This window comes from Citromicrobium sp. JLT1363 (genome assembly GCF_000186705.1).
Lineage (GTDB): Bacteria > Pseudomonadota > Alphaproteobacteria > Sphingomonadales > Sphingomonadaceae > Alteriqipengyuania.
The window spans coordinates 178,903-194,287 of record NZ_AEUE01000008.1; the positions used below are offsets into that span (position 1 = coordinate 178,903).

A 15,385-nucleotide genomic window follows, 5' to 3' on the forward strand; every position below is an offset into this window, starting at 1 on the left:
AGCGACATGCTCTCGCGTTTCCCATAAGGTGGCGACGAATGCCGCGTATTTCTCCTCTCGCGCTGGCGGGCGCTGCGCTCATCGGCGGTCTGTGGCTGGCCGAGCGGGTGCGGCCCCTGCGCCGTCAGACGCACGACACCGCCACCCGGCAGGTGCGCAATGTCGCGCTGGGGCTGGGCGCGATGGCGGTCGTGTCGGCGATAGAGATGCCGGTGCTCACACAGCTGGCGAAGGACAATCTGCGCGCCCGGCGGGGCCTCGTTCAGGTGCTGCCTCTCCCACGGCCCTTGCAGGTGATCGTCGGCGTCGCAGCGATGGATTACGCGTACTACTGGTGGCACATCGCGACCCATCGCGTGCCGTTTCTGTGGCGGCTTCATCGCGTCCACCACATCGATCCGGATATGGACATGACCACCGCGCTGCGGTTCCACGCGGCGGATATGGTCGTCTCGCTGCCATTCCGCGTGGTGCAGGTCGTGCTGGCGGGGGCGGATCCGCGCATCCTGATTGCGCACCGCCGCTTCTTCGATGCTTCCGTGCTTTTCCACCATTCCAATCTGCGCCTGCCCGGGCGGTGGGATGAACGCCTGTCGCTCGTCTTCACCACGCCGAGGATGCACGGCGTGCATCATTCCAAGGTGCCCCAGGAGATGAACAGCAACTGGTCCAGCGGGCTCAGCCTGTGGGACCGGTTGCATGGCACCTCGCGCCGCAAGCCGCAGGACGAAATCGACATTGGCGTGGCTGACCGTGCTTCGCTGGCGGACCTCTCGCTCGGCAACAGCCTGACCGCGCCGTTTCGGGCAACGCCGCAGCCGCTGCCGCCCGGCAATGTCAGCTTGCGCTAGCTGTCTGGCTGCTGCGCTTTGGGAGGCGCGCCGGCAAGGACCTTGCGCACGATGAGCACCGCGACCAGCCCGCCGATCACGTTGGCCGCCAGTTCCGCAGCGTAGATCGCGTCCGAATTCCACAGTGGCCGCAGCAGCCAGCCGAAAGGCAGCATCACCAGGAATACGCGCCCGCAGCTTTGCGCCAGCGCGAGGCCGGCCTTGTCGACCGCGTTGAGGATGCCGTTGCCCACGATCAGCAGGCCGAACCCGGCATAACCCCACGCCGCGATCTCCAGATAACGGGCGAACTGCCGCACGATTCCCGGATCCTCGGTGAAGAACCCCGCGAACCACTTTGCCGCCGCGACCAGGGCCACGGCGATCACCAGGCCATAGACGATGCAGAACAGGCCGGCGCCACGTGCAGCCGCGCGTGCGCGATCCGGCTGGTTCGCCCCCCAGTTCTGGCCGACGATGGCGCCAATGGAGCCGGACAGTGCCAGCAGCGGCACCACCGCAAAGCTCTGCAACCGGCCTGCCGCACCGAAGGCCGCCACAGCCGACTGGCCTTCCAGCGCGATCAAGGCGGTGAGCACCGAGAGCCCGATGGGATTGATCGCGTTGGAGAACGAGGCTGGCCCCGCGACTCTCACGATCGCCATGACCGGTTCTCGCGGGTTCTCGCATTCACGGATCAGCACCGGATTGAACGGCAGGTGGGTTCGCCCGACGCAGATCACCGCCAGCACCACCGCGACCGCCCAGCCGATCAGGGTCGCGTAGGCCGCGCCCGCGATCCCGAAACCCTCTATCCCGAATGCCCCGGTAATCAGGATCGGGTCGAGCACCCAGTTCACCGCCGCGTAGGCGATGTTGATGAAGCTGCTCATGTTCGCCTCGCCCTGTCCGCGCAGCACGCCGTTGAAGCCCATCAGGACGAGCAGGAAGGGGAAGGCGAGGGCGAAGGGATCCATGTATTCGCGGATCAGCGGCAGCAGGTGGTCCGGCGCGTTCATCAGGCGGAACAGTGGCTCCTGCAGCACCCACAGCGCGACGCCCAGCGCCACACCGACCACCGTGGCGAAGGCGACGCCCAGATTGGCGCGCCGCGCCGCCTTCGCGTGGTCGCCCGCGCCCAGCGATCGCGCGACGACCGAATTGATCCCCACCATCACGCCTACACCAAGGCTGGTGAGCGCGACGGTGATCGGGAAGATGAAGCTGATCGCGGCCAGCGGGTCCGCCCCCAGCTGCCCGATGAAGTAGGCGTCGATGAGGCTGATCGACATGATCGCGGCCACGCCCACCGCCATTGGCGCGGTCTGCTTCACGAGGTGGCCCGGAATGCTCCCGCGCGTCAGCTTGGCGTGTTCGCTCATCGCCCGGGGCGGTAGACCGAACGCGGCGCGAGCTAAAGCGCCAATTACGTACGCTTGTGCGCCTCCCCGGCGATGTTCTATCCTGGCGGGCAAACAGACATGAAGGAGAGACCGAAATGGCGACGCAGGCGAAGCTCGACTACGAATGTTCGAAGGAAGAATGGCAGGCGCGGCTGGACCTCGCCGCATGCTATCGGATCTTCGATCTGCTCGGCTGGTCGGAATCGATCTACAACCACATCTCGCTCGCCGTGCCGGGGGAGGAGGGCGCGTTCCTCATCAATCCCTTCGGCCTGCTTTACGAGGAAGTGACCGCCTCCAACCTCGTGAAGATCGATGTCGAGGGCAATAATATCGGTGGCTCGCCCTACATGGTGAACAAGGCCGGGTTCACGCAGCATGCCCACTTCCACAAGCAGCTGGGCGAGCGGGCGAACGCGATCTGCCACGTCCACACGACCGAGACGATGGCGGTGTGCAGCCACAAGGACGGGCTGCTGCCGACCAATTTCTACGCCTGCAACTTTCAGGATCAGGTCGGCTATCACGATTTCGAGGGCGTGACGGTGCGCGCCGAGGAGGGCGACCGCCTGATCGAGAATCTGGGCGACAAGTCGATCCTGATGCTGCGCAATCACGGCCCCGTGGTGATGGACAAGGGCATCCAGGGCATGTTCGTGAAGATGTGGGCGCTGCAGCGCGCGTGCGAGATCCAGGTTGCCACGCTCGGCATGGGCGAGCCGCATCTCGTGCCGCAGGAAGTCGTCGATGTACACCAGCGCGATCTGTCCGTGATGCAGGGCCAGGGCGGCGCGGGCGTGTTCGATTTCGAGGCATGGAAGCGCAAGGCCACCCGGATCGACGACAGCTGGCAGCAGTGAGCGATCCCACTCCGCCCGAAGCGCGCCACTGCGGCAAATGCGGCGGACGCAGCGCCGAAGGCTTCGTCGTCGATATGGGCTATGGCGAGGTAAAGCCCGCGCGCTGGCAGGAAGGTACGCCGCAGACCGGCTGGACCGGCAGCGTGAAGGTGGACAAGAAGGAATTGAAACCGCTGCGCGCCTTCCGGTGCGAGCGGTGCCATCTGGTTGAATTCTACGCGGACTGAGTTGGTGATGCCGTGACGAAGATGACGGTCAATAACCGGCCGGTAGAGTATCTGCTCGACCCCGATACCCCGCTGCTGTGGGCGCTGAGGGATGCGAGCAACCTGACGGGCACGAAGTATGGCTGCGGCACCGGCGATTGCGGCGCGTGCATGGTTCTGGTCGACGGGGTGGCGCTGCGTTCGTGCCTCGTCACGATTGCCGAGGCGGAAGGGCGGCTGGTCACCACCATCGAAGGGCTGAGCCGCGACCGGTCGCATCCCGTGCAGCAGGCGCTGGTCGCGGAACAGGCGATCCAGTGCGGGTTCTGCACGCCCGGCATCGCAATCGCCGCCGCCGCGCTGATCGAAGACAATCCATCCCCCTCGCGGGAGGATATAGACGCCGCGATCCCCAATCTCTGCCGTTGCGGGGTCTATCCACGGCTGGCGCGCGCGATCAAGCGGGCGAGCGAGGCGGCAAGCGGCGCAGCTCCCATCGAAGCCGCGCCGCCGCCTGCAATAGAGCCGGCGGAGGCGGCGCGCGATGTGCCTGCATTGAGGCCCACCTCCGCGCCGCCGCGAGACTAGTCGTTACAGCGACAACCGGACGCCGAACCGCGCGCTGAACGGGCGCCCCGGCTGGATGTTGTTGTCCCCGTGCGCGCTCGGGTAATATTGCTCGTCGAACAGGTTCTCGATGTTCACCTGGACCGACAGCCGATCCGACACGGTGTAGAACAGCGCGGCATCCACACGGATGTAATCGGGCAGGGTCACGTTTCCGCTGAAGCTGGCGAACTGCTCGCCCTGGTAGATCACGCCCGCGCCGATGCCGAGCCTGTCGGACAGGTTGAAGCGGTTCCACGCGGTCACCTGATGCTCGGGCAACTGCTGAAGCCGCGTGCCTGCGACCGCGGCATCGGTGGTCTGCGTGATTTCGCCGTCGAGATAGGTGTAGCCGAGGCTCGCCTCCCAGAACGGTGTGACTTCGCCCGTCAGGCTGATTTCGAAGCCTTCGGTCCGGCTCGCCCCGGTCAGCACGGTCAGGCCGCTGTTGGTGGGATCGGGCGCCGTGGTGTTGTCGCGTTCCAGCCGGAAGATGGCGGCGGCGGCGAGCAGGCGGGGGTGGATGGACCATTTCGCGCCCAGCTCGTAATTGGTGAACTGCTCCGGCTCGAAGGCCGCGTCGCCGGGGCTCAGCAGCACGAACTGGTCACCCGCCTGTGGCAGGAAGCTCTCCGAGTAGGCGCCGTAGAGCGAAAGGTTCTCGATCGGCTTGACGATCACGCCAACACGCGGGCTGACCTGCTCGTCCACCCGGCTGCCGTTGACGCTGTTGACCAGATCGACCGTATCGAGATCGAAACGGTCGAAGCGAAGTCCTGCGATCACCTCCACATGATCGCCGATCGCCAGCTGATCCTGGATATAGGCGGAGAATGTCGTGAGGTCGCTGTCGCGCGAGCGGCTCCGCGCAGTGGTGTAAGCGGGAATGAAGATCGTGTCCGCCAGCGGGGTGGTGTTTGCGCCCGTAAAGGTCACGCCGTCGCGGCTGTTCTGCGTATCCTGACGCCCGGCTTCGATACCGACCAGCAGCGTGTGGCCGAGCGGTCCGGTATCGAATTGTGCGACCAGATTGGCCTGCCCGATCAGATTTTCGCGCTGCGTCGCGTCGGCATATCCGCCCAGGTTGACCGTGGTGCCGTTGGTGCCGGTCGGCAGGATATTGGCATAGGCCTTGACGTAATTCGCATACTGGACGGCAGCATTGAGGCTGACGTTCTGCGACAGGCGATGGCTCAGCCGCGCGCGGGCGATATGCGCCTGCACTTCGTTGGTGTTGAAGCCCGGATCGCCGAAGAAGGTGTCGTAGTAACCCGTCAGCGGCCCGCCCTGGAACGAAGGCACGCCCCGGTCGGTGGTCCGCCGGTCGTCGTCATAGGTGTAGGAGAGGTCGAGCCGCGTGTCCGGGCCGATGTCGATGCCCAGCGTGGGCGAGATGCCGATGAAGCGGCCTTCGTAGAAATCGCGATTGCTGTCGAACTCCTCGTAGGTCGCGTTGACGCGCAGGCCCACGGTGTCGGTCAGCGGCTGGTTGACGTCGGCCAGCAGAGCGAAGGCGCCGAAAGTGTCGAGAGAGGCATCGAACTCGCCGAACGTCTCGCCGCCTTGCGCCTTCTTGCTGACGCGGTTGACGACCCCGCCGCCGCCGCCACGGCCGAAGATCAGCGCATTGGCGCCCTTGAGTACCTCGACGCGGCTGATGTTGTAGAGCGAGCGATAATATTGCGCGTCGTCGCGCAGGCCGTCGAGATAGAAGTCCGCGGTGGTTTCCTGCCCGCGGATGAAGATCTCATCGCGGTGGCCTTCGCCCGATTCGAGACTGATGCCGGGCACGAAGCGCAGCGCCTCGCCCAGCTGGCGGATCGACTGGTCCTCCAGCTGATCTTCGGTGATGAAGGTCGCGGATTGCGGCACGTCGATCAGCGGCGTTGGCGTCTTGGTCGCGGTGCTGCCGTCGTCGGTATCGTAACCGTCGCGCTTCCCGGTGACGACGATGTCGGCGGGCAGATAATCGCGCTCGGGCGTGGCCCCGTCTTCGGTTTCGGTGTTGGCCATTGCTGGGGTGGCAATGGCGGAGGCGATCGCGGCGCCCAGGAAGAGGCCGGATCGGAAAGTCGAACGATGCATGAGAATCCCTGATGCGAGTAATTAGCGTTTGCGAAAGGCCCGCTATTGATAATTAGTCGCACAGGCAAGGCCTTGTGAAGGTCTTCCCGATTTTCCGTGCAAAGGGGGGTAAAGGAGCACCCCCGCAGTGATGATGGGTGAGGCGGCGCGCGAGACTGCTTGCAGGAAGCACTACCGCACGCCGCCACCTCAATCCCGCTAGTAGTCGCTTTGGCCCGCGGGTTCGGTTGCCGACCGCGCCGCACCCGGGGCAGTGGCTTGCTCGATCAGCGCGCGCGCTTCCGCAATCGCCGCATCCTCGGCGATCTGTCCTTCCTGAAGCTCGGTCCCGATGGTCAGCAGGCGGCCACTGATGACGGTGCCGGTCTCCGCTTCTTCCTCGATCGTGATCCCGCCGTTGGCCTCGGCCACTTCGTCCCACTTGTCGCGCACGGCATCCCAATAGGTCTTGGTCGCAGCCCAGTAGGCGTCGGCCGCGCCGGTATTGTAGCCGTCGAACGCGTTATACGTATTGAGCACGTATTCCTGCACCACGGGCTTCAGCCCGTCCTCGGCTCCGGCGTCGGGCATCATCTTGGTATTGTCCTGCCAGTGGATCCAGCCGGTGGGGGTCAGCTGGTGGCGGTTGATCCCTTCGTAGCGGTCATAGATCGGGTTGCGAACGGCATCGCGGCGGGCGAGCGGGCGCGTCGTCCAGTTGGACCGCCAGCGGCGGATGCCCTGGCTGTCCTGCCATTCGCCCCAGCCGGCGTAGCGCGGGCTGTCATCGACCTGATAGACCGTCTGCGACCAGCGCCCGTTGCGCAGCCGCTCGGGCATTTCCTTCCATTCCCACGTGTTGGGGCCGGTATAGGCAAGGATCTTCTCGGGCTCGTATTCCCAATCCTGGCGCCAGTGCTTGATGACGAATTCTTCGCCCTCCGGCCCGACGACGAGCAGGTGCTGGAGGACGATCTTCGTGCCCGTATCCTCGATCACGCGGACCGATTCGTAGCCCCCGGAAAGCTTGCGATCGAGCGGTTCGTAGCCTTCCATCCAGGGGGTGGATTCCTGCATGTCGAAGCGGACCTTGTAGTCGCCCGCCATGGCCAGGATCGTTTCGCGGTCCTTCTGGAAATGCGCCTTTTCAACTGCTTCGCCGCGATCGGCAATCGGCCCGTCTGCCAGCGCAGGGCTGGCAACGCAGGCAAGCGCGAAGCAGGCGGCAATCGCCAGGCGTGAAGGTGTCTTGAGCATTGGTTTGTCTCCTCCGAAAAATCTGGGCTGGCAGCGGCATTGATGCAACTGCCTGTCATTATAAGGTTGTATCAGAACTGGAAGCTGAGCGAGATGCTCGCGTTGCGGCCGGGCCGCGTATAGGCATCGGTGACATTCGACGTGGCCGAGAGCCCGCGGACGTCCTGCCAGTAGGAATAGGTCTCGTCCGTCAGGTTGAAGATGCCTGCACGCGCCTTCAGGTTGTCGCTCAGCGCGACGAATGCGGTCAGGTCGACGATGGTGAAAGCATCGGGGCGAAAGTTGCCGGTCGCCGTGCGGTCTTCATCCTTGCGTGCATGATGCGTGGCGATCAGTTCGCCGCCGAAACGACCGCCCGGATCGCGGTAGCCGAGCCCGGCCACCAGGTTGAGCGGATCGATCGTTTCCAGCGGTGCGGTGCCGCCGCCGGGCAGGATCTCGTCGCCCCTGGCATAGGCAATCGCAAAGCGCCCCGTAAAGCCGTCGCCGAAGCGCACTTGCGCGCGCCCTTCGATCCCCTCGATCTCCACCGCGCCGATATTGACGTACTGGAATATGGTCGGATCGGTCGGCGTGCCTGAGCCACCGACATCGGCCTGGTCGATGAAGTCCTTGTAATCGGCGTGGAAGGCCACCGCCGACAGCGAGACGGTCTCGCCGGTATAGCGGATACCGCCTTCCCAGCTTTCGCTGCGTTCCGGCCCAAGGTCCGGATTGGGCCGCGAGGTGTAACCGAAAGCCGGGTTACTGAAGAAGTTGTTGATCTGGAACGGTGTGGGCGCGCGGAAGCCTTGCGCGTAGTTGGCGAAGATCCGCACATCCTTGCCCGCCTTCACCACCGCGCCGAATTTCGGCGACAGGCGTGATTCGTCCTGCTCGCCCAGGTTGGGATCGGGATACAGCGGGTCGGCCTGCGGCGTCAGGCTGTAGAAATCGAACCGCAGGGCCGGGAAGAGCGTCAGCGTGCCGTCGAACAGCGCGATCTCGTTGCCCAGAAAAATCCCGCCCAGCATGAAGTCGGTCTCGGGGAAGGCGCTGGTCGGGTAGGTTTCGCCCGAGGGCGGAACGGTTCCGTCCCGGATGCCCCTCTGGTTGGTCCAGCTGATGTCGCCGCCCAGCGCCACCCGGTGTTCCAGCGCGCCGGTCGCGAACTCGGCCCGCGCTTCCGCACTCAGGCCATAGACGGTGTTTTCGAAGGTATTGAGCCGGGACCGGTCGGGGGAGGGCGTGCGGTCTTCCTCGGTATACTGGATATCCTCCCCGCTTTGCCAATAGGCCGCGAGATGCGCGTAATCGACCACGCCTTCACCCAGCCACGTCCAGTCAGCCGACACGCGCGTGCGCTCGGTCTCGTCCTCGGCTTCCAGCCGATCGGTGGTCCAGGCGGGCGGGGCGGGAGGGCCGCCGAAGAGGTATTGCGGCCCCTGGCCTGTCAGCACGTTGGTATAGAGCTGGCTGTCGAGATATTCGCCGGTCAGGCGAAGGCGGTGATTGCCGCGCTGCCAGACCAGCTTGCCGAGCAATGCGTTGGATTCGCCGTCCTGTGGATTGGGCAGCGTACGGTCCCCGCCAAGCCCGCCGACATCGCCCTTGTTGTCCAGTTCCTTGAAGTCCCGGCGGGTATAGGCAAGCATTGCGGAAACATTGCCGAGCATGCCGGCCACTGCGGCTGTTTCCGAAAATTCCTCGTCCGCGCTGGAATAGGAGGCGCGCACGAAGCCACCCAGCGTCTCTCCGGGCGTCATCAGATCGACGGGGTCGCTGGTGTTGAAGCTGATGGCGCCGGCCAGCCCGTCACTGCCGTAAAGCGCGGAAGCGGGGCCGCGCAGGATCTCGACCGATTTGACCAGGCTGACATCGGTGTATCCACCACGGCCTGCATCCTGTGCACCGAAAGTGAAGCCTTGCGGGCTGCGAATTCCGTCCACCTGGATCAGTACCCGGTTGCCGCCGATTCCGCGGATCACGAAATCCTCGTTCCGGGCGCGGCCCGTGACGCCCAGTGCGGCACCGAAGCGGGATGGTGCGCGGCGCACGGATACGCCGGGCTCGTAGCGGACGAGATCCTTGATATCGGTCGCCAGTTCGTCGGCAATGTCCTCTGCGTCGATTACGGTGATCGTGGCGGGCGCATCCTCTGCCGCGATGGGAGTGCGGGTGGCGGTGACGACGATCTGCCCGTCTTCGTCCAGCAGCGTCGAAGCGTCTTCTCCGGTCTTCTCCGAAGTCTCGGCATGCGCCAGGCCCGGCATCAGTGCGGCGCCCGCCAGCAATGCGAAACGTAAAGTAGTGCCCCTCAAGTCGATCCCTTTCTGCAAATGATTCGCGTTCGCGGCGCTCTATTGAGAATCATTTGCAGCTTCAACCCCGATCTCGTCTTGGCGTCGGGAAATCTCGGGGCTAGGGACGCGCCAAAGGCAAATCAGGAGCAGAAATCCCATGAAAGCGACCATCTGGCACAACCCGAAATGCGGCACGTCCCGCAAGACGCTGGCGATCCTGGAGAACCTGAAGGCCGTCGAACTGACCGTGGTTGAATATCTGAAGGACCCGCCGACGCGCGAGAAGCTGGCCCAGCTCTATGAAGCAGCCGGGATCACGCCTGCCGACGGTCTGCGCACGCGCGGCACGGACGCAGAAGAGCGCGGGTTGCCCGAGGCCGACGCGGACACGATCCTCGATGCGATGGTCGCGGACCCGATCCTGATCGAACGCCCGCTGGTTGAGACGGAAAAAGGCGCGCGCCTGTGTCGTCCGCAGGATCGCGTGCTGGAAATCCTGTGATGGATGGCGGTCGGCGCTAGTCGTCCGCGCTCGCCATCAGCGCCGCGTCGCTGTCCAGCCGGGTCCAGCCGATCACCATCACGGCAATGCAGAAGCCGATGATCGTGGCAAAGCCGATCCAGTCGCTATGCCCGTAGAGCCACACCCCCAGAGCGGGCGCGTAAATGTAGCTCGCGCCATTGATGCTGGCGACCTTGCCGGAAACCTGGCCCTGCTCTGGGCGACTGACCGAAAGCGAAGCCCCGGCGGTGAAGCCGGGACGAAACAGCCCGAACCCCAGCGCCGCAATGGCAAAGCCAAGGGCGATGCCGTGCAATTGCGTGGCCGTGCCGAAGACCACCGCGCCCACCACGCCGAGCGCCATGCCCGAAAGGGTGGACACGCGCGGCCCGAGATTCATCACCGGAATGAGGCCCCATTGCGCGAGCAGGGTCGCCACCGCGCCCATCATCAGCACGATGCTGACCGGCCCCGCACCGGCGGTCGGATCGTCGCGCAGGCCCAGCCGGTCGAGCACGAGGAAGCCCGCGATCCCCAGCATCATGGCCTGGGCATGCCCGCCCAGCAGCCCGGATAGCAGCCACGGGCGGATGCGCCTGTCGGTCCAGGCAAGCTCGGGCGCAGTCGCTGCCTCGGCGGTCAATTGCTGGCCCCTGCGCGGCTGCGCGGGCGCATCATCCGCCGGGATATCCTCTGCCCTGTCGGTCGCGTGCCGGCCCGCGCCGCTGCCCCCATAGGGCGCGTCGAAGGCATAGGCGTGGGTGGCAAAACGCGGCTCGTCATTGGGCAGGCGCAGCCGCAGGGCGATAATCGCGATGATCCCGATTGCGGCGAAGGCGAAGAACGGCCCGGTCAGCCCCAGCAGCGGGAAGATCAGCAGCGGGGCGAGGGCGGGCCCGATGACGGTGCCCAGGCCGAAGCTGGAAGAGATCAGCGAGAGCGCCTGCGTGCGCTGCGCGCGCGGAGTCCGGCTGGCGACATAGGCCTGCACCGCCGGAGGCGCAGCCGAGCCGAGCAGGCCGTAGAGCGAGCGGCAGACGGCGAACAGCACGAGCGTCAGCAACGGCCCGATCCAGCCCGCCAGCCCGATGTACAGCGCCGCCCCGCACAAGCCCATCGAGGCGACGAAACCCACCAGCCCGATGGCCATCATCGCCTTGCGTCCTCGCCGGTCGGAACGGCGCGCCCAGAATGGCGCGAAGCCGACCCACAACAGGGCGGACCAGCTATAGGCCAGGCTGATCCAGACGTCCGCCACGCCCAGCGCGGTGCCAATGGAGGGCATGACCGACTGCATCGCCGTATTGCCCGCCGCCGAGACGAGCACGACGGTAAACAGCAGCGCCATGCGGCCGCGCGGTATGCCGGACTGGTCCAGGGCGGCGGCCGAGTCGCTCAGGGGTTCCGGGGGCGCGCGTGTTTCGGGATCGGGAGGCATGGGCGCGCGACGCTAGGCCGCGCGCCGCCCGGTGGCAATCGGTCCCGAGCGCCAGGAGCGCGTTATTCGAAGGTCTCTGTCACGGCTTCGGTATCGGGACCGGCAAGCTGGCGGTGAACCGCCGCCAGCACGCCGAGCATGATGACGACATAGACCGCATTGAGGATGGCGTTGAACAGGCCGGCACCGATCGCCGCAACCTCCGGCCCGGCGAGCCCGAAGACCAGCGCCACGATCAGGCCGAGTACCAGGCTGACGACGAGCAAGGCGATAACCAGCAGCACGAAGAAGGCGAAGAGCCGCAGCGAGTTGCCCTTGGTCAGCCGCCAGGATCGCGCAATCGCCGCGAAAGGATTGTATACCTTGTCGATTCCGATCACCGGGGCGACCAGCGACAGCTTCACCGCGATATAGATCAGGGCGACCAACAGCACGATACCGAGGATCACTGCCAGCGCGGTGATATCGCTTGCGATGGCGATGCCCATGATCAAGCCGCCAGCGATGCCCATTCCGATGTAAACGAGCAGCATGACCACGATGTAGGTCAGAAAACCGATCGCCCCGATCTTGATCGCTTCGCCCACTGTCGGCCGGTCGTGGGCGCGCAGCAGCGCCAGCAGTGCAATCGTCCCGACCACCTGCGCCACGATCATCAGCACCATGGCCCACCACACATCCGCGTAGAGCGCCATTATCTGGTCCATGACCACCGAGGGATCGTCAGAATTCGGCTCGAAAGCCATCGACTGCGCCATGTCCGGCATCAGCAGGACCAGAGCGAAATACGGCAGGAAGAAGAAGACGCCCGCGACGATGGCGACAACGCCGCTATTGGTCTGGATCAGATTGAGCGCATCGGTCCACGCGCGGTTGATGTCTAGCTTCATGAATTCCCCCGGGTCTGTGCCCTCTTGATAAGCGGGGGACCATGCGCCACGCAAACGAAAATGCCGACGCTTGAACATATCGAATGGCGCGTCTCGCCCGAGCCGGTGCCCTATCGCGAGGCACTGGCTGCGATGGACGCACGCAACGCCGCCGTCGAGGGGGGCGGGGCGCAGGAACTGATCTGGTCGCTCGAACACCCGCCGGTCTACACCGCCGGGACCAGCGCGGCAGCCAGCGAGCTGCTCGATCCGCGGTTCGAGGTGGTCGAGGCAGGGCGCGGCGGGCGCTATACCTACCACGGGCCGGGCCAGCGCGTGACCTACACCGTCCTCGATCTGCGCAGGCGCGGCAAGGATGTGCGCCGCTTCGTTCATGGGATAGAGGGATGGGCGGTGGACGCACTCGCGCGGTTCGGAGTGGAAAGCTGGACCGTGCCCGAAAGGGTCGGCATCTGGACGCAGGGGCCCGACGGGCGCGAGGCGAAGATTGGCGCGATCGGAGTGCGGGTGCGCAAGTGGGTGACGATGCACGGCTTCGCGGTGAACCTGTCGCCCGATCTCTCCCATTTCACAGGCATCGTGCCCTGCGGGATCGAGGAATTCGGTGTCACCAGCCTCGCCGATCTCGGCATCGATCTTGCGCCCCAGGCATGGGATGAGGCATTGCAGGCCACCGCGCCCGCCTTTCTCGAGGCGCTTGAAAGACAGGACGCCCGATGAAGCGTAAAGCCGCCGCCATACCCGCTCTCGCCCTCGTGCTTCTTGCGTGCGGTGGAGGTGAGGAGAAGGCCGATCCGGCGAGCGACGAGACCGTCGGTCCACAGGGCGAAGTCCAGGGTGGCACGATTTCGGACGCGATGCTGCCCATCGCAACAGTGCGATCGCAAGCGCCCCGGCGGGGCGGCGATAGTGACGAAAGCGCTGGCGAAGAGCGGGACGACGCCGAGTAGCGCCGCCCCGCCAATGGATCAGGCTGCGGAAGCCTGCTCTTCTTCCAGCGTCGGATAGTCGATGTAACCCTCCGCGCCCGGCAGGTACCAGCTCTTCGGCACGTCGACGTTTTCCGCCAGCGCGGCACCCTTGGCGATCCTGATGGGCAGGTCCGGGTTGGAGATGAAGGGGCGCCCGAAGCTGATCGCGTCGGCTCGGCCGCTCTCGACATCCTTTGCCGCCTCTTCCGGCGTGTAATCGCTGTTGAGCACAAGCGGCCCCTTGTAGATGCCGCGGATCAGCGCATCCTGCTTGGGCACATCGGTACTGCCGAAAGTGCCATCGGGGCCGGGCTGCCGCAATTCGAGGAAGGCGACGCCGCGATCCTGCGCGACCTGGGCCGCCGCGCCGAAGGTTTCGGCGGGATCGGGATCGTCCGCGCCCTGGGAATCGCCGTTGGGCGACAGGCGCAGGCCCACCCGGTCCGCGCCCCACACGTCGATCAGCGCATCGAGAACTTCGCCCAGCAGGCGGGAGCGGTTTTGCGCCGAGCCGCCATATTCGTCTTCGCGAAGGTTGGTGCTGCGGCGCAGGAACTGGTCGATCAGGTAGCCATTCGCGCCGTGCAGCTGCACCCCGTCGAACCCGGCTTCCTTCGCGTTGGCCGCGGCCTTGCGGTAATCCTCGATCAGGCGCTTGATATCATCGAGAGTGAGAGCGCGCGCCTGCACGTAGTCCTTCCGACCGGTGGGCGTGTGCGCATGGCCGGGCGCGGTCGTCGCGCTGGCAGAAACGGGGGGCTGGCCGCCCAGGAAGTCGGGATGGACGATCCGCCCCATGTGCCACATCTGCAGGACGATCCGTCCGCCTTCCTCGTGCACGCCATCGGTGATCGGCTTCCAGCCTTCCACCTGTTCATCGCTCCAGATGCCCGGCGCATTGGGCCAGCCGAGCCCTTCCACGCTGATTCCGGTCGCTTCGCTGATGATCAGGCCGGCGCCGGCGCGCTGGCGGTAATAGGTTTCCATCATCGCGTTCGGGACGAAGTTCGGCGGCGTCGCGCGGCCGCGCGTCAGCGGGGCCATCAGGATGCGGTTGGGGGCGGTGATTGCTCCCAGACGGAGCGGCTGGAACAGGGCGTCGTGCATGAAAGGTGGTTTCCTGTTTTTCTGTTGACCCTTTGGTGCGAGTGCGAGGTAGGGGCACGCCATGGGCACGACAAGCGAGAGCCGCGATAGATCGCCTATGGCCTCGCAAAGCGGTTCTCCCGGCGCGCTCCACTGGGCGGCGCTGATCGCGGGCAACGTGGCGCTGGCGCTCGGTCCGTGGTCGGTCAGGCTGGCGGATAGCGGCCCCGTGGCAGCAGGCTTCTGGCGGTTGGTCATCGCGCTACCGCTGCTGTGGCTGATCGCGCGGCGCATGGGCGAGCCGGTGTCCGGCCTGCCGCGGCGCACCGCGCTGCTGGTGGCGCTGGGTGCGCTCGCCTTCGCTTTGGATCTGGCCCTCTGGCATGTCGGGATCGAGCGTACCCGGCTGGGCAATGCGTCGCTGTTCGGCAATTCGGGCAGCCTCGTGCTGCTGTTCTGGGGCATTCTCGTCGCCCGGACGATGCCCGCCCGGGCAGAGTGGGCCGCGATCGTGCTGGCGCTTGGCGGGGCCGCGATCCTGATGGGGCGCAGTGCCGACATCAGCGCGAGCACGCTGGTGGGCGACCTGTTCTGCGTTTCCGCCGGGTTCCTCTACGCGGTCTATCTCCTGTGCCTGCAGGATGCGCGCAAGGGGCTGGGCGGCTGGTCGCTGCTGACCCGCGTGTGTCTGCTCGCCGCGCCGGTACTGCTGGCGGTGGCATGGCTGCGGGGCGAGCCGATCTGGCCGCAGAACTGGACGCCGCTGGTGCTGCTGGCGCTGCTCAGCCAGGTGCTCGGGCAGGGACTGCTGGTGTTCGCGCTGCGCGCCTTTTCGCCGATGATAATCGGCCTTGCGCTGCTGATGCAGCCCGCAGTGGCGGTGGCCTATGGATTTCTCGCCTTCGGAGAGGTTCTGGGCCCTCTCGACATGGTGGGAATGGTCATGGTCGGCGCTGCGCTGGCAGTGGCCCGCGCACGCACGGGATGATC

The 15,385-nt window shown here is 65.7% G+C and carries 15 protein-coding genes; 8 read left to right on the plus strand and 7 right to left on the minus strand.

Annotation, left to right across the window (positions count from 1 at the left end):
• The first annotated feature begins 38 nt into the window (after positions 1-38).
• Complete coding sequence (locus ADAD_RS16035; protein WP_010414745.1) at positions 39-851, plus strand: sterol desaturase family protein; 813 nt, start codon at positions 39-41, stop codon at positions 849-851.
• Here ADAD_RS16035 and ADAD_RS0113470 read toward each other — a convergent pair.
• Positions 848-2,212, minus strand: a complete 1,365-nt coding sequence (locus tag ADAD_RS0113470; protein WP_010414746.1) for an MATE family efflux transporter — start codon at positions 2,210-2,212, stop codon at positions 848-850. The genes ADAD_RS16035 and ADAD_RS0113470 overlap by 4 nt on opposite strands.
• A gap of 116 nt (positions 2,213-2,328) precedes the next feature.
• Between ADAD_RS0113470 and ADAD_RS0113475 the strand changes: the two genes are divergently transcribed.
• Genes ADAD_RS0113475 through ADAD_RS0113485 form a run of 3 tightly spaced genes read left to right on the plus strand, consistent with a single transcriptional unit; the run spans position 2,329 to position 3,887 of the window.
• Positions 2,329-3,093 carry a class II aldolase/adducin family protein gene (locus ADAD_RS0113475; RefSeq protein WP_010414748.1) on the plus strand — a complete coding sequence of 255 codons (765 nt, stop codon included), beginning with the start codon at positions 2,329-2,331 and terminating at the stop codon, positions 3,091-3,093.
• The gene (locus ADAD_RS0113480; protein ID WP_010414750.1) at positions 3,090-3,320 is read left to right on the plus strand and encodes a hypothetical protein; all 231 of its coding nucleotides are present in this window, start codon (positions 3,090-3,092) and stop codon (positions 3,318-3,320) included. Before ADAD_RS0113475 ends, ADAD_RS0113480 begins: the two co-directional genes overlap by 4 nt.
• Before the next feature lie 12 nt (positions 3,321-3,332).
• A complete protein-coding gene (locus tag ADAD_RS0113485) occupies positions 3,333-3,887 on the plus strand; it encodes a (2Fe-2S)-binding protein (protein WP_010414752.1) in 555 nt (184 codons plus the stop codon).
• Positions 3,888-3,890: 3 nt separating this feature from the next.
• Here ADAD_RS0113485 and ADAD_RS0113490 read toward each other — a convergent pair whose 3' ends face one another.
• The 3 genes from ADAD_RS0113490 to ADAD_RS0113500 all read right to left on the minus strand — a co-directional run bounded on the left by ADAD_RS0113490 (position 3,891) and on the right by ADAD_RS0113500 (position 9,526).
• Complete coding sequence (locus ADAD_RS0113490) at positions 3,891-5,918, minus strand: TonB-dependent receptor (protein ID WP_237700829.1); 2,028 nt, start codon at positions 5,916-5,918, stop codon at positions 3,891-3,893.
• A 270-nt stretch (positions 5,919-6,188) separates the two neighbouring features.
• The gene (locus tag ADAD_RS0113495) at positions 6,189-7,226 is read right to left on the minus strand and encodes a DUF6607 family protein (protein WP_010414759.1); all 1,038 of its coding nucleotides are present in this window, start codon (positions 7,224-7,226) and stop codon (positions 6,189-6,191) included.
• A 71-nt stretch (positions 7,227-7,297) separates the two neighbouring features.
• On the minus strand, positions 7,298-9,526 hold the full coding sequence (locus ADAD_RS0113500) for a TonB-dependent hemoglobin/transferrin/lactoferrin family receptor (protein WP_237700830.1): 2,229 nt from the start codon (positions 9,524-9,526) through the stop codon (positions 7,298-7,300).
• A 139-nt stretch (positions 9,527-9,665) separates the two neighbouring features.
• Between ADAD_RS0113500 and arsC the strand changes: the two genes are divergently transcribed.
• Complete coding sequence (gene arsC, locus ADAD_RS0113505; RefSeq protein WP_010414763.1) at positions 9,666-10,010, plus strand: arsenate reductase (glutaredoxin); 345 nt, start codon at positions 9,666-9,668, stop codon at positions 10,008-10,010.
• A 16-nt stretch (positions 10,011-10,026) separates the two neighbouring features.
• Here the strand turns inward: arsC and ADAD_RS0113510 are convergent, their stop codons facing one another.
• Both ADAD_RS0113510 and ADAD_RS0113515 read right to left on the minus strand, forming a co-directional pair.
• Complete coding sequence (locus ADAD_RS0113510; protein ID WP_010414766.1) at positions 10,027-11,448, minus strand: MFS transporter; 1,422 nt, start codon at positions 11,446-11,448, stop codon at positions 10,027-10,029.
• A gap of 62 nt (positions 11,449-11,510) precedes the next feature.
• Positions 11,511-12,338 (minus strand): glycerophosphoryl diester phosphodiesterase membrane domain-containing protein, encoded by an 828-nt coding sequence (locus ADAD_RS0113515; RefSeq protein ID WP_010414769.1) that lies wholly within the window; start codon positions 12,336-12,338, stop codon positions 11,511-11,513.
• A gap of 60 nt (positions 12,339-12,398) precedes the next feature.
• On the opposite strand from ADAD_RS0113515, the gene lipB reads away from it, so the two are divergent.
• Together lipB and ADAD_RS0113525 are read left to right on the plus strand one after the other, a co-directional pair.
• Positions 12,399-13,058, plus strand: a complete 660-nt coding sequence (gene lipB / locus ADAD_RS0113520; protein WP_010414771.1) for a lipoyl(octanoyl) transferase LipB — start codon at positions 12,399-12,401, stop codon at positions 13,056-13,058.
• On the plus strand, positions 13,055-13,288 hold the full coding sequence (locus ADAD_RS0113525; protein WP_010414775.1) for a hypothetical protein: 234 nt from the start codon (positions 13,055-13,057) through the stop codon (positions 13,286-13,288). Before lipB ends, ADAD_RS0113525 begins: the two co-directional genes overlap by 4 nt.
• 18 nt (positions 13,289-13,306) lie before the next feature.
• Here ADAD_RS0113525 and ADAD_RS0113530 read toward each other — a convergent pair whose 3' ends face one another.
• The gene (locus tag ADAD_RS0113530; RefSeq protein ID WP_010414777.1) at positions 13,307-14,416 is read right to left on the minus strand and encodes an alkene reductase; all 1,110 of its coding nucleotides are present in this window, start codon (positions 14,414-14,416) and stop codon (positions 13,307-13,309) included.
• Positions 14,417-14,513: 97 nt separating this feature from the next.
• On the opposite strand from ADAD_RS0113530, the gene ADAD_RS0113535 reads away from it, so the two are divergent.
• Positions 14,514-15,383, plus strand: a complete 870-nt coding sequence (locus ADAD_RS0113535) for a DMT family transporter (RefSeq protein WP_010414780.1) — start codon at positions 14,514-14,516, stop codon at positions 15,381-15,383.
• The last annotated feature ends 2 nt before the right edge of the window (positions 15,384-15,385 follow it).